7 protein-coding genes are annotated in these 15,454 nt (G+C 49.6%); all 7 read left to right on the top strand.

What is annotated here, in order from left to right:
- Positions 1-179: 179 nt before the first annotated feature.
- Positions 180-6,374, top strand: coding sequence for an alpha-2-macroglobulin family protein (locus tag GWP40_RS08110; protein ID WP_230974345.1), 6,195 nt, complete (start codon positions 180-182; stop codon positions 6,372-6,374).
- Between the two features lie 13 nt (positions 6,375-6,387).
- Complete coding sequence (locus GWP40_RS08105; RefSeq protein WP_212564922.1) at positions 6,388-7,773, top strand: MFS transporter; 1,386 nt, start codon at positions 6,388-6,390, stop codon at positions 7,771-7,773.
- Positions 7,770-9,614 carry a glycoside hydrolase family 2 protein gene (locus GWP40_RS08100; protein WP_212564921.1) on the top strand — a complete coding sequence of 615 codons (1,845 nt, stop codon included), beginning with the start codon at positions 7,770-7,772 and terminating at the stop codon, positions 9,612-9,614. Before GWP40_RS08105 ends, GWP40_RS08100 begins: the two co-directional genes overlap by 4 nt.
- Positions 9,615-9,702: 88 nt before the next feature.
- Positions 9,703-12,297 carry a transglycosylase domain-containing protein gene (locus tag GWP40_RS08095; RefSeq protein WP_212564920.1) on the top strand — a complete coding sequence of 865 codons (2,595 nt, stop codon included), beginning with the start codon at positions 9,703-9,705 and terminating at the stop codon, positions 12,295-12,297.
- Between the two features lie 327 nt (positions 12,298-12,624).
- Entirely contained in the window at positions 12,625-13,209 is a 585-nt protein-coding gene (locus GWP40_RS08090; protein WP_212564919.1) for a chromate transporter, read from the top strand.
- Entirely contained in the window at positions 13,206-13,769 is a 564-nt protein-coding gene (locus GWP40_RS08085; protein ID WP_212564918.1) for a chromate transporter, read from the top strand. The genes GWP40_RS08090 and GWP40_RS08085 overlap by 4 nt, the downstream gene beginning before the upstream one ends.
- Positions 13,770-13,879: 110 nt before the next feature.
- Positions 13,880-15,415: a leucine-rich repeat domain-containing protein gene (locus tag GWP40_RS08080; protein ID WP_212564917.1), complete on the top strand. Its 1,536-nt coding sequence runs from the start codon at positions 13,880-13,882 to the stop codon at positions 15,413-15,415.
- Positions 15,416-15,454: the final 39 nt, after the last annotated feature.

Below are 15,454 nucleotides of genomic sequence, written 5' to 3'. Positions count from 1 at the left end.
AGTTATACTTTTTTCCCTTTCATCGCACAAATCATCTGCCCGAATTTTTTCAATTTTTTTTTTACTGATTAGCTTGAAATATCATGTTGTATATTCAACGTCGCTCTTGTATACTATTAGAAGCATCTATAACCCGTAAGTTTTTAGATGCGCCAGCTGTTATTAGTTGATGGAGCGTGATGATGAAAAAATCCGGTATTATTGTAACGATCATATCCCTGACAGTCCTGATAGTAGGCTGCGGCAAAGGTTCACGTTCGGGCGATGCGAAGCAAAGAGCGTATATCGCAAAGCTGCAGGAGCAGACGCAGCGCAAGTACGATGATCCGAATATTTCGGACTTTGAAAAGCAATTTTTACCGCAGTATGCGATAGAAACGCCCGAACCCGAACAGGAGTCAAAGATACCGGCGTTTAAAGCGCCTGCACCGCAATCATCCGCACAAGATGTCTCCGTTATTCCCGGGGTACGGGCGCTTACGGCATACAAAACCGCCTATACACCGCAATTAACGGCAGAGGCTGGCAGTCAAGTGGATGCTAGCGGCGGAAGAGAAACCGCACAGCAAACCGGCACCATCGACATCCCGCAAAGCGGAGCGCTTACGGTTGCCGATTGGGGACCGAAGGGCAAGATACCCGCTGCGGTAACGTCCCCATCTTTTTATGTTGTGTTCTCGTTGCCGGTTAAGGCAATCGGCGCCCTCGGCAAACCGGAAAAAGAATCCTCTTACCTCTCAATCAGTCCTGCCGTAAAAGGCATATTCCGCTGGTACGGCTCGCGGTACCTTGCCTTTGAACCTGAAGACAGCCTAAAGCCAGGACAGAAATACACGATAACAGTTAAAGACGGGGTACGGGCGCTCAACGGAAAACAAATAGAAGGAAAAAGACAGTTCACCGTTACCAGTGAAGTGCTCCGTATCACGTATTCCCAGCCGGGCTATACATTGCGCAAAAACTCAGACCGGTGGATACCGATCGACACCGACAACCTGATTCCTGAAGCGGCAAACGATGTGCAGCTCAGCTTCAATTATCCGGTACAGCCTGCCGAACTGCAATCGCTTCTTTCCGTATCGGTACAGGAAGCCGGAAAACAAGCCGTCCCCTATCGTTATGCCATCTCCCGCATTAAAGAAGAAAACGACTTCAACGTATTGGTTACGATTGACGGTAAAATCCCCTTCAATGCAACGGTTACCATTGCAGCAAAGCGTCCGGACGGCTCCCTCACCACAGCGCAATACCATACGCTCAAGCCGTTTACCTGCAAAGGCGCAACTGTTTATCATAGCGACTACGGCTATACAAACCCGATAGAGCTCCGGTTCTCCCATCCGGTGGACAAAAAGACCCTACTCAACAATATTTCTATAAAACCGGCGCTTGCATTCGGTGAAAAAAATATCGAAGTGCACAATGCAACATCATACTATTCAACCGTGCTCATTCACGGCTTGCCGGTGGCTCCTCAAGAAACGTACGCCGTTACTGTTCAAAACGGTATAAAGGATACCTACGGCAGAGCGATTGCCTCCGCCGCATCCTATACGGTTACCGTTCCCGACGCACCAAGCTTTGTGCAGTTTACCGATACGGGACATCTGATGCTGGAAGCGGCGTATCCGCATAAATACCTGTTTGAATATCAAAATATCCTTTCCCAATCAGACTATGCAATCGCAAAAACCGGCGATCCGCTGAATCTTTCGAGCTGGGGAGATGCATACAACAGTTCAAAGGCAAAGCCATTAAATGTCTCCGTGCGGAATAAACGGCAGTTTGAACTTGCCGACCTTGACCCCTACCTTGAAAACGGCAAGGGGTTTGTCCGCATCGATTCTGAAATAACGCTGCCGCCTTATTCACAGCGGGATACAAAGCCGCGTGTCAGCCGCCGAACCTCGACCGTGCAAGTAACAGACCTCGGCATCACCGTCCGCTCCGCACTCAATAAAACCGTTGTACTGGTTTCTAAACTGTCGACGGGAGAACCGGTGGAAGGCGCTTCGGTGTACCTGTACGATGCGAAAACCGATAAGAATGAAACGGTAAGTCCCGAAGAAGGTGCGCAAGAGCCATTTGCCTCCGGCACCACCGATAAAGAAGGGCTTGCCGTCCTTCCTTATGGAAACAAAAGTATCCGTTTTTTCCGTAACGCGAAACATTATGCAGCCGTGTTCGTAGAAAAAGACGGGGATAAAGCTGTTTTCTATCCGCGCACCCACAGCCCGTGGCGCTTCGATGTTCCTGCAGCGTACTATCCGCCGGAAGTTGCTGAAACACATCAGCGGACGTTCCTCTTCTCGGACAGAGGGCTGTATAAACCCGGAGAAACGGTTTCGTTCAGAGGAATTGACCGCACGCAAACGTTCAGTACCTTTGCGCCGTACGAGGGGCAGTACAGTATTACGCTGTCCGGCTATTCATCGGAAGGAGATGAGGTCGACGTTGCAGAACAAGAAGGTACCTGTACCGATTCGGGCAGCTTTTGGGGATTATTCGACTTACCGGAAGATTTGCCCCCCGGCTCCTACAGCCTGACCTACCGGCGGACTGACGGCGATGAAAACAACCGAGTACAAGAATGCCCGATCACTGTCGCATATTTTGAAAAGCTGAAATTTCAAGCGGAAGTCAGTATGCCGCAGCAGCCGATTATTATGGGAGATACCATCAAAGCGGCGGTATCAGCCTCGTACCTTTCAGGCGGGGGGCTTGGCAAAGCTGCGTACAGCGGAAACTGGATGCGGCAGGGAGCCTCTTTTAACCCTCGACATCCGGCATTAAAGCCCTATCAGTTTGGAGCAGAAGGCTACGGTATCGATCAGATTGCATCGTTTTCCGGAAAACTTTCGAATACGGGGACGGCGGAACTTTCATGTCAAGCCGCAGCTTCGGAAGGCATTATCGGGCTTCCTTATCGGTACAGCGCAGAAGTTTCGATAACCGACATCAGCAATCAGCAAATTTCCGCACGGAATACCGTTATGGTGCATCCGGCAGCGCTCTACATCGGGCTTGCACGGCCTGAAAACCTTACCGGCTTTGCGCAAAAAGGGCAAAAGCTCACCTTTCCGTTCATCCTCGCCTCCCCCGACGGCAATCCGCTTGGCGACACCAAACCGGCCGCGGAGGATTTTACCGTTGAGCTGATCAGGGAAAACTGGAAGCTCGTGCAGGAACGCGGCTCGGGCGGCAGTGTTTACTCAAACTACGAAAAAGAAAACATCACCGAGCATACGGCAACCGTGAAACCCGCTGCAAAGGGAACGGTGCAGGTAACGCCGAAAAATGCCGGTTCATATATTCTGAGCATGAGCGGAACCGATACCGCAGGGCGCACGTTCAAAACCGATTACCGCTTCTATGTTACCGGATCGGGCGCGAGCTTTTGGGATCGCGATTATGAAGACGCCCTGCGCCTTACACCCGACCAATCGCTGTACAACCCCGGCGACACCGCCCGCATTTTGATGCAAAGCCCGCTCCCTGCGGGAAGATACCTTATCACGGTAGAGCGCGAAGGTATCTTTACGGAAGAAATCCGCGAATTCGACGGGAATACGCAGGTTTTGGAAATCCCCATTGCGGGCAACTATGTACCCGTGGTGTATGTTGCGGTGTCGTCGTATTCGGTACGGACAAAGGAGCCTGAGCACAAGCTTGGCGAACTTGATCTTGATAAGCCGAAAGGTATGTTCGGTATGACGCCGGTCTTTGTAAATGCCCGCGTCAAAGCGTTCTCCGTCGAACTCGCCGCAGATAAGTCCATATACAAACCCGGAGAGGAAGCAACCGTTACACTGACGGCGACAAGAGGCGGTAAGCCTTTGGTCAATGCGGAACTCACCCTGCTTGCCGTAGACCGCGGAGTCCTCGATTTAATAGACTATCACGTGCCCAATCCGCTCGACTTCTTCTATAATCCCGGCAATTTCCAGCTCGGTGTCATTGGCGGAGATTCCCGCGCGTGGCTGATGGATCCCGTTATGGAGGAAGCGAAAACCCTTGCAGGCGGCGATTCGGACGGCGGCAAAGGGGATGATGAAGCGGAACGCAGCAACTTTAACCCGACCGCGGTATTTATTCCTATCTTAAAGACGGATTCAAACGGTAAGGTAACGGCAACCTTTAAGCTACCGGATACGCTGACCAGCTACCGGCTTACCGCCGTCGGAGCACATACCGACCTTTTTGCCCTGCACGAAGAAGAGATTACCGTGCAGAACACCGTCAACATCCTGCCGGTTATGCCTCGCCGCCTCCGCGAACGGGATACGGCAGAATGCGGCGTCCTCATTTCCAATGTGGACACCCGCGCTCACAGCATTACGATACGCGCCTCAGTCCGCGAACCCGGCTCGCAAGATGATTCCGCTGCCGATGCACAGGGCGGTAAGCAAGGAAGCGCGGGAAATGCCGCCGGTCAAAAAAATGGACAGGGGCAGGATACCTCTGCGGTCGGCATACCGCACCGCGGAGCCGCCTTTATCGACGGGGAGACAACGCATACGGTTACCGTTGCAGGCGGGCAGCAGGCGGCGGTCTACTTTGACATTGCAGCGGTAAAGGCGGGCACGGTGGAGGCGGTGTTTACCGTTTCTTCCGATGCGCTCAAAGAAAAACTGATACAGCCGCTCGTTATCGAACGGCCATTTGTCTTTGAAACCGTAACTTCAACCGGCGCTATCGCAAAAGATGAAAACGAAGCAGCCGAGGGGCTGATCATTCCGTCTATGGCAGATGAAAACACCGGATCGCTCAGTCTGACGCTGGATTCAAGCGGACTCGGCGCACTGTCGTCGGCTATTGATTACGTATTCGACTATCCGTTCCTCTGCATGGAACAGCAGTCTGCCCGTATTCTACCGCTCGTCCTGTTTGAAAACTACATCGACGTATTCTCGCTTAAAAGCAAGGTACCGAATGTCCGGCACACGGTCAAAAAAACGATGGCGGCATGGGCGCGGGAACAAACGTACGAAGGCGGCTTCCCCTACTGGCCGGGCGGCTGGGACACAGACTTTTATGTCAGTTTACGGATTGCGCATATCTGCGCCGCCGCACAGCAGCGCGGATACAGCCAAGATGATATTGCCGTCAATACAAAAAAACTGACCGACTATATTCGCTCACAGCTGCTTGCGAAGAGGAAAGCACTCTCGCCGTACATACAGGCCTACGCCTGCTTTGTACTGGCAATGAACAACGCCGGTTTTGATGAGAGCATTTTGACGGCTGTTCAGGCACGGGTAATTCCTCAGCTGGAAGACTACACTGCGCAGCCGAATGATCTTGCCGCCCTTGCATTGCTGAGCTTAACGTACACGCAGCGGAACCGCGCCGGAGATGCGGCAAAGGCGGCGAAGTGCATGGAACGGATTATAAACTCCTGCCGCTTTACCACCCGCAGCGTATCGCTCGCGGTGCCGCCGCCGCAGGGTTACCGCTTCTGGTACGATAACGACCTTTCGCTCGACTTGGCGCTTATCCTGCAGAGCTTGGTAAAAGCGGCGTCCGACCATAGCCGTGAGGATGCGGTGCGGGCAGTGCTGTATACCCTGCTCCAGCGTCAAAAGGGCGGTTATTGGCAAAATACGGCAACCACGGCTCACGTCCTCGAGGCGGTGTACGAATATATTCAGTATGCGCAGCTTGATGCTACCGACTTTACCACGGCGGCATCGCTCGCCGGTAAGGAGCTGCTCACCGCGGCGTTTAAAGGAGCGGCAGCAAAACCTGCGTTTCAGCTGTTCTCATTTAAGGAACAGCCGGTGTCAGAGGCAAAACGGGATACCCTGCTGCCGCTCCGCTTTACCAAAACCGGTACGGGACAGCTCTACTATACCGCCTCGCTTGCGTATGCACTGCCGCAGGAACGCCAGCAGCCGCGCGACGAAGGGCTTGGAGTTTCCTGTACTATTCGCGACATTGCCGCAGATACAATCGTAACGCCGGATTCGGAGAACAGCTCGGTTATCACCCTCGAAAGCGGCAAAACCTACGAAATGGCAATCCGCCTCTCGTCGGGAAAGGACTATACGTTTGTCGCGCTGCGGGCGCCCATCCCCTCAGGCGCGGAAATTTCAGACGCAGCCTTCGTTACCACCGCATCGGACAACTACAGGGAAGAGGAAGCAGATACGGAGAAACCGTGGACTGATTGGCGGGATCCCGGTAATCAGCAGATATACGACAACGAAGTACAGTATTTCTGGAACACTTGGGATAAAGGCGGTACCACGGTACGCTTTAAATTCCGTGCAGCCCGCCGCGGTGTATTCCCCTGCCCACCCGCAACCGCCGAGTGTATGTACGAAAACGAAATCTTTGGACGAAGCGGCGGAATACTGTATGTGATTAAGTGATGGATAATAAGTAATGGATACTATGAAAGAAAAAACACTTATCGGAACAAAACGGTTTTGGTTTTTAATGTGGGGCTTAGGTCTTGCGGGGCAGTTATGCTGGAATATCGAAAATCAATGGTTTAATACCTTTGTGTATGCAAAGATCGCTAAAGATTCCTCTATCGTAACGCTCATGGTTATTACCAGCGCTTTGGTCACAACATTCTCAACCTTCATATTCGGGACACTGTCGGATAGAATAGGTTCGAGAAGAAGATTTATCTCTATAGGCTACATCGTATGGGGATTGACGACGATTCTGTTCGGTCTTACCGAATTTGTGGGACACGGACAGGTCGGGACCGGAGCAAAGGCTTCAATCTGGGCAGCAGTCCTTGTTATTTTAGCCGATGATGTTATGAGCTTTTTCGGCTCTATGGGAAACGATTCGGGATACAACGCATGGAGCAACGACATGACTACCGATAAAAACCGTGGTCAAGTCGGAGCCGTGCTCGCAATTCAACCGATAATCGGCACCATCGTCGGCACCGTATTGGGCGGTTTGCTCATCGGCAGCGAAAATAACTATCAGCGGTTGTTTTGGTCTATGGGTATCTTTGTCATCCTTGCAGGACTTCTCTCGCTTCTTCTATTAAAAGATTCTCCCGACTTAAAACCTTGCAAAACCGGTTCATTTTGGGAGCAATTGAGCTCAATCTTTAAAGCGGAAGGATTTTTTTCTCAAAAAGAATTGATGCTTGCGTGTATTACAACGGCACTTTTTTTTGTTTCGTTCAATGTTTATTTTGTCCACATGGGAAACTGGATGATTTACCGTATGGGCTTTAACGCTGGGAGCATGGGCATTATTCAAGGATTATGTTTAGTCGCCGCGTCCCTGCCGGTGATTCCTGCAATCGGGATTATCAATAAGAGGCATACTCCGCAGCTTGCCTGTTTTGCAATTATTCTGAATATCGTCGGCTTATGCATTTTATCGCTCTTTGCAAAGCCCGCAGCTTTTAACACGGAAACGGTATTCTGCATGCAAAACATTCCGCTGTTCCTTTCCGTTTTCCTTGCAGGTGCAGGACAAATTCTCGTTACGCAATCGATGACCATCTGGGTTAAAGAACTCTATCCCGAAACCGCACGCGGTCAGTTTGAAGGTATCCGTATTCTCTTTTTTGTCCTCACCCCGATGATTATCGGAACCGTGATAGGCAACATCATTGTTAAAAACGGAGCAGGCTCCATCGCGAATGAATTCGGAATCATCGAAAATATTCCCGCAGAATCCATCTATCTGTGGGGAGCGATTCTAGCGGTAACGGCGCTCTTCCCGCTCTTTTTCGCATCGAAAATGTATAACCGGCGCAGAAACGACCTCCTTACCATCGAGACAATAACATGAGAAAAAACAAACCGATAAAACCTTTACTCACACCGTGGGGTGAAGCGCTCGACAAGCGAAAGCCCTTAAACGATTACCCACGCCCTCAGTTGGCGCGGAAAGAATGGCAATGCTTAAACGGAGCATGGGACTACGCGATAACCGCCGATAAACAGATGCCTAAAATATGGGACGGAGAAATAATCGTACCGTTCTCTCCGGAAACAATCCTGTCAAATGTACAGCGGCAGTTGCTTCCGGGGGAGACGCTATGGTACTGCAGAACATTCAATTTTGAACAATGCAAACCGAGTGAGCGACTTCTTTTACATTTCGGAGCGGTAGATCAACACTGTACCGTCTATGTCAACGGTAAAGAAGCAGGTTCCCATTCGGGGGGATACTGGCCGTTCTCTTTTGATATCAGCGATTTTTTAAACGGTGATACAACGGAAATCGTCATTGCAGTTACCGACGATACCGATACCGGTGATGAGGCCTACGGTAAGCAAACCTTAAACCGAGGAGAGATTTGGTACACGGGGCAGAGCGGTATTTGGCAAACCGTATGGTGCGAAAAAGTTCCCGACACTCATATCGAAAAGATCAATATAGCTCCTCATTATCAAACCGGTGAAGTTGAAATTTCAGTTTTTATTACCGGAGCCGATACCGGCGGAAACAATGTAAACTCTTCGCATCGACTTGATGATATATATGTTAAACTTGATGATGATATACGCATTAAAATCTTTGACTCCGGTTCTGTAATTGTGGAAGACACGCTCACAACCAATCCGCTGCGGATAAAAATGCCTGCCGATTTTAAGAGTTGGAGTCCCGAACATCCTTTCCTCTATGATGTGGAAATCCGTGCAGGAGAGGATACGGTAACTTCATACTTCGGTATGCGGGAATTCGGAATCATCAACGGCAAACACGGTCCCGTTCTCAGTCTAAACGGAACGCCGATCTTTCATCACGGGCTCTTGGATCAGGGTTATTGGAGCGACGGAATGTATACGCCGCCTTCCGACGAGGCGATGATTTGGGAAATTAAAAAGCTGAAAGATATGGGTTTTAATATGCTGAGGAAGCACATTAAAATAGAACCCCTCCGCTGGTACTACCATTGCGATAGACTCGGAATGCTTGTCTGGCAGGATTTTGTCAGCGGCGGCGGCCCGTATAAACCGTTTGTCGTTCAATATGCACCGTGGCTCGGCTTCAATTTTAACGATACGAAAAACCGCTATGCCCTCCACGGACGCAAAAGCGAAAAGGGGCGAACCATATTTTTACGCGATGCCGAACGTACCATCGATTTACTGTATAATACGGTAAGCCTTTCGGTATGGGTTCCTTTTAATGAAGGATGGGGACAATTCGAAGCAGCCTCAATGGCGGAATACGTCCATAAAAAAGATCCTACGAGGCTCATCGATCATGCAAGCGGCTATTTTGATCAAGGGGCAGGAGATTTCCACAGCTATCACATTTATTTTAAGTCCTTCCGCCCGAAACCCGATCCGTTGAATCGGATTTTAGCCTTAACCGAATTCGGAGGGTTCAGCTTAGCCGTGGACGGTCATACCTCCTCCGATATTTTATACGGTTATAAAATCTTCAAAGATAGACAATCTTTAAACGACGGTATCCGGAACCTCTATGAAACCGATGTATATCCGGCGATGGAAAAGGGATTGAGTGCTTCAATTTATACTCAAGTGAGCGATGTTGAAGATGAGGTGAACGGTATTTTTACTTATGACAGGAAAGAAACAAAATTGGATATGGACTTGAGCTTACAGATTGTCGAAACGTTACATGGACTTTTCAAAAAACACTGCTCCGATAAGTAAATGATGAGCAAGACCTTCGGCGAATATAGCAGTATGGGTATGACATCAATATCGTTCATACAACCGATTGTGCCGATTATAAATGATTATGAAAATACGGCAGAGTAATACGCGCAGATTATCTAAAAAACGGCTGCTGTACGGCACGGCAGCGTTGCTGAGTGCACTCTGTATCGGCAGTTGGCTTTCGCTCTTTTTCCCGTTCCCGGAACTGGACGCTTTTATGAAGCGGGATTGGAGTACCCGCGTCTATGATCGGGGCGGCAACCTTATTCAAATCCTCGCACTGGAGGACGGCATACGGCGTGAATTTACGGCGTATGAATCGATGCCGCCCGATGCCGTCCGCATCTTTCTCGCTGCGGAGGACAAGGATTTTTTCTCCCACCGCGGCATCGATGTTGCCGCTATTGCACGAGCAGCTTATCAAAATATCAGCAGCGGAAAGCGGGTCAGCGGCGCGTCTACCGTTACGATGCAGCTTGCCCGCCTCGTCGTTCCGGCAAAAAGGCGCACGTTTTTTGCAAAGCTCCGTGAAGCTCGAAACGCGCTCCGGATTGAGCGGTGCCTTTCAAAACAGGGTATTCTTGAACTCTATCTTAACAGCCTTCCGTTCGGCTTCCAAACCGAAGGCCTTACCTCGGCAGCAAGGAATTTTTTTGCCCTGCCGCTTTCGGAACTGACTGCGGAACAGCTCTGCTGCCTCGCAGTCATCCCCCGCCGTCCCGCCGGTTACAACCCGCTTGAGCATCCCGAAGCCTGTGCCGAAAAAGCAGCCGCGCTCTACCGCTCCGTCTTTATGCAAGAAAGCGAAGCACAGGACGGACAACAAGACACCCCGCTTACAAACCGGCTGTTGCAGGCGGCCCGTACCGCACGCCGCTTTGAATACCCCTTTGGGATGCCTCATTACATCGAATACCTTGTACGGCGGTATAAAGCAGGCGATTTTCACCGACAACCGGAAGTTCCGCAAGGCGGTACTCAACCGCAACCGACAGACAGTTCGGAAATTGCGCAGGATAGCAGTCTCACACAGAAAAACAGTCAGCTACAGACAGCGCACCGGTCCGTATCGGCATTCCCCAAAGCAGCACCTCAAGCATTGCCGCCCGACTGGTATTTAACCGCAGACAGCGCCTTGTCCGCTCAGGCTGAACTGCTCCTCTGCGCTCAGTTGAAAAACAATCCTCAAGCACGCGTACACAACGGCGCCATTCTCGTTATCGAAAACGCAACCGGAAATATCCTTGCGTGGGTAGGCTCAAACTCATATTTTGACGATGAAAGCAACGGAAAAATCGACGGCGTTACCGCGTTAAATCAGAGCGGGAGCAGTTCAAAACCGTTTTTATATGCGCTCGCATTGGAACAAGGATGGAAGCCGTCGGATATACTGCCGGATATCCCGATACGGTTCGGAAAGGAAGAGGCGTATATCCCGCGCAACTTTAATAACCGGTTTAACGGTCCCGTCCGTTTACGGGTTGCGCTTGCCTCCAGCCTTAACATCCCCGCCGTCTATCTCCTCAACGAACTCGGTATCGAAACCTATCTGCGCACGTTAGAGGAACTCGGCTTTCAGTCTATCGGAGCAGACGGCGTAGAGGCAAAACTGTCGCTTGCACTCGGCAGCGTACCGGTTCCCCTCTACGAACTGGTACGCGCGTTCAGCGTTTTTCCCCGCGACGGAGTACTCCTTCCGCTGCGCTCATTTACGGACGGGAGCACTGCCGACGGCTTTTCCGTACCCAAACAGGTTTTCAGCGCAGACACCGCGCGGCTCATCTGCTCAATCCTTTCAGATTCCGCAGCGAGGGCAAAGGGGTTCGGCTTTTCTTCACCGCTGAATACCCCATTTCCTTCCATATTCAAAACAGGTACGGCAAATCAATTCCAAAGCCTTGTCGCCCTCGCCTCATCATCGGCCTTTACCGTCGGCGTATGGATGGGAAATTTTGCAGGCAATACCGTCATCGGGAAAACAGGAAGCTCCGCCCCCGCTTCGATTGCACGGAACGTACTCGTCCGGCTGCACAGCCTGTCATTAGCGGACGGCACCGTCGTACCGGCAAAAAACTTTGCAGAACCGGAGCATTGGCGCCGTGAACCCGTTTGCGCCCTTTCGGGGATGCCCGCCGGTCCGTCATGCCACAACACAGTGCAGGAATATTTGCCGTCCGCATTCGCCGCTTTCAACGAGCACAACAGGCACAATGAACAGAGTGGATTCAACAGCTTCGGCACATCCAACCGGCTCAACGCAACCAACCGGCACGGCACATATAAACGGGAAACCGGCGAATATGACCAAGCGGGCGGTGAATGCAGCTGGCATCAAATACAAAACGGACGCTCAGTTACCGTATACCCCGAAGAATACCGGCGCTGGTTTGCGAACATCACACGGCACGGTACAATCGGACAGCCGAGCAATGCGTTAACGGTCATCCGGCCGGCAGACGGCAGCCGTTTTGTCAGCAATGCTCGTTACCAAGGCATCGGTGTTCCAATCGAAATTACCGGCGGTACGGAAGATACCGTACACATTAGCTACGACGGCCGCGCTCCGCTTACCCTAAACCGCCCGTTTTCAGGCAGCCTTCCGTTGGAAAAAGGAGAACACCGGCTTATCGTCCGCTGCGGCGATGATGAGGTGTCTGTTGCATTCACCGTTGAATGAAAGGAAACATCTAACAATCAAACCGAGTTTTAAAAGATACTTTTTGAGTATTCGCTGCACGGACAGGATATCTGCAACAGAGAGCGCAACAGTAATAACGATGCCGATCAGAAATTGGGTTCTTGCAGTCAATCAATTTGCAATATTGTTAACGTTGTAAGAAGTTTTGTGTAAATGGGTATTATACAATAATCAAAGATTGCTTTGATAAAGAAAAAAAGTTACAATATGGTAATTATCAGGGTAAGGTTATCGCTGTGTACTGTACCAACAAGACCGCGAATCAATTTTTTAGAGGTGTGCAATAGTGTAAGGGGGCGGTGAGCTATGAAAGACGGATTGATACGATATGTGCAGTTGTTCACGGCTTTTTTTAAGATAGGACTTTTTACCTTTGGCGGCGGTATGAGTATGCTGCCGATGCTGCAACGGGAATTGGTAGAATCGAAGCAGTGGCTGACTGAAGAAGAAATTCTGAATTACTTTGCGATAGGGCAGTGTACGCCGGGAATTATTGCGGTCAATGTCGCGACGTTCTGCGGGTATAAGCGCGCCGGCCTTTTGGGAGCGATTGTGAGCACAATAGGGATTGTGTGCCCTTCGTGGATTGTCATTACGTTGATAGCCGGTTCCGTCTCCCGCTTTTCCGATATTGAATGGATACAGCGTGCGATGAAAGGCGTCTATGTCGCTGTTGCCGCCCTGCTTGCCCGTGCGGTTTTTACTTTCGGCAAAAAGATTATTACCGACTTCGTTACCGCGGGGATTGCTGTCGGCGCCTTTCTCGCAATGTCCGTGTGGAATATTTCCGGTATCTTGATTGTGCTTGCTGCCGGTATCATCGGGTTTTGTGCGCAGATTATCCGAAACGGCAAAAGAGCTTCCGGCCGCCGTAAGGAGGATAACGAATGAGTTTGTTCGGTTTATTTTTCCTTTTTATGTATATCGGCCTTTCTACCATCGGCGGCGGACTGGTTGCCGTCAGCTTGATGCAGCAGGAGTTGGTAGCCCGCTCGATTATCAGTTCTGAACAGTTTATTGCAATGATAGCCGTTTCGGAATCGACACCGGGGCCGATCGGTATCAACATGGCGACCTATATCGGGTACGAGTTGTACGGTATTTGGGGCAGCCTTGTGTTGACGACAGGGATTGTGCTGCCGTCGCTGATTGTGATTGTATTGATAGCCCGCTTTACCCAATCGTTTCAAAATGCGGCGCCGGTTAAGAATACCATGTACGGACTGCGGGCGGGAGCCGCGGGGATGATTGCCGCTGCTGCATGGAACGTACTTGCCGTTGCGGTATTTACATTGCCTGCCTTTTACGCTTCGCGGCAGTGGACGGAATTGGTTGACTGGAAAGCTGCAGCCGTCTTTTGTCTTTTCTTGCTTGTGCAAATACTGTTTAAGCGGCTGCATCCCATCTTTTTAATTCTTGCCGGAGCTGTTGTCGGTCTTGTGTTGTTTTAAAAGCCGTACAAATAGTACGGCTTTTATCTGCCAAGTTTGCCTTTTGCAAACGTGCATAAAAAGTCAATCGAAAGTCGATACTTTCTTTTTGACTTTTATGGGAAGAAACTATGAAAACAAAACTATGGTCTATCGGATTGGTATTACTGATATGCGGTCTTTCATCATGCTATCCGCCTTTTAGTACGCCGGTTGATGTTGAATATGCCGATATTATTATTGAGCTGGATACGAAAGAGAAAGGCCTTGTAGTATTTGCCGACACGGTAAACGGTCGTCCTGCGCGTCTTATTGGAGCGAGGACGCATACCGCCGATAAAACGGAGCAGCTGCCGCCTTTTTCTGCAAGAGATAAAGGCTCCTCAATCATACCGCTCAATCAGAAGCGTATCGGTATTGTCGGAGATATAACGCAAATAGAAATAAGGGGGCTTTCTCTTTTTACCGGTCCACCTACAAAAATAACCGGTATGGTATTCAAAAACGGGAAACATATCAAAACATTGATATGTGATCCGCATGAATTTACTGCAATGCCTCATTTTTCTGCACTGACTGAATTGGAGTATCTTGAACTTTCGGGACAGGTATACACCCTTTCCCCTCAAAAGCAAACGCTTGATCTATCGAATAATAAAAAACTTAAAGTATTGTCGGCTAACGCCGTCTTCGAAAGCATAGTCTTACCTAATTCACCGTATTTGCAAAAATTGGACATAAGCGTTAGGAAAAACGAAAGTTTTAATCTTTCCCGATATCCTAACTTAGAAGAATTGAGCCTGCGTTGTAAAACCTCTGTTGATCTTTCCGGTAATCCTAAGCTAAGAATAGTGCAGCTCAGCGGCGCTACGAATGACACGCTCAATTTGCTGCAAAATCCGCATTTAGAACAGCTCAGTATATACGGTGAACAACTTCATTCACTCATACTGCCGCAGCTGTCTCATTTAAAATATTTAGATACCTCAGGGTGCACTCTTTTAACCGCACTGGATACTTCGGCTATGCCGAAACTGGAGAAACTTGATTGCAGCCGGAACAGTTTAACTTCGTTGGATGTTTCAAATAACCTTTTTTTACACAACTTATATTGTGCCTCCAATGCAAATGAGGACGGTGAGGGCGGTATTAAAACGCTCATCTTAGGCAATTTGCCTGAATTAAAAATACTTAATTGCAGACGGAACAATTTGAACGTACTGGATATAGAAGGCTGTCCGCATTTGGAAATCTTGAACTGCAGCTATAATAACCTGCAAACGCTTGATGTTTCAAAACAGCGGGAATTAGAGAGATTGTTTTGCGCTTGGAATCGCCTGAAAATCCTTGATGTACGAACATGTCAAATACTCAATGATATGACGTGTTCGTACAATGCTTTAACTGATATAAAAATAGACCCGCACAATTTATCAAAAGCGCCTTTCGGTATTATTACGCTGGACATTAAAAAAAACAGATTGAATCGCGCAACGCTCGATGCACTGTTATACAGCCTTCCTAAAAAAAATGCCGCTTCGTATTGTGAAGTGATTTATCAGGCAGATAAAAATAAACCCGATGCGTATCCCTATGAAAATGAAGAGCCGAGTATCGAAGCCCGTATCACTGCAACGGAAAATAATTGGACAATTATAAAGCGGTAGCAATCCCCGATTTTGCTTGCACGGAAATCAATTTTTATG

Source organism: Treponema vincentii, assembly GCF_018336815.1.
Taxonomy (GTDB): domain Bacteria; phylum Spirochaetota; class Spirochaetia; order Treponematales; family Treponemataceae; genus Treponema.
Note: the sequence above shows the minus strand (reverse complement) of the source record. Positions and strands in the feature narration are given on the sequence as shown.

Bases quoted from the DNA above. Each gene is read 5' to 3' on its own strand.
- GWP40_RS08110 (WP_230974345.1), top strand. From the start codon at position 180: ATGATGAAAAAATCCGGTATTATTGTAACGATCATATCCCTGACAGTC.
- GWP40_RS08105 (WP_212564922.1), top strand. From the start codon at position 6,388: ATGGATACTATGAAAGAAAAAACACTTATCGGAACAAAACGGTTTTGG.
- GWP40_RS08100 (WP_212564921.1), top strand. From the start codon at position 7,770: ATGAGAAAAAACAAACCGATAAAACCTTTACTCACACCGTGGGGTGAA.
- GWP40_RS08095 (WP_212564920.1), top strand. From the start codon at position 9,703: ATGAAAATACGGCAGAGTAATACGCGCAGATTATCTAAAAAACGGCTG.
- GWP40_RS08090 (WP_212564919.1), top strand. From the start codon at position 12,625: ATGAAAGACGGATTGATACGATATGTGCAGTTGTTCACGGCTTTTTTT.
- GWP40_RS08085 (WP_212564918.1), top strand. From the start codon at position 13,206: ATGAGTTTGTTCGGTTTATTTTTCCTTTTTATGTATATCGGCCTTTCT.
- GWP40_RS08080 (WP_212564917.1), top strand. From the start codon at position 13,880: ATGAAAACAAAACTATGGTCTATCGGATTGGTATTACTGATATGCGGT.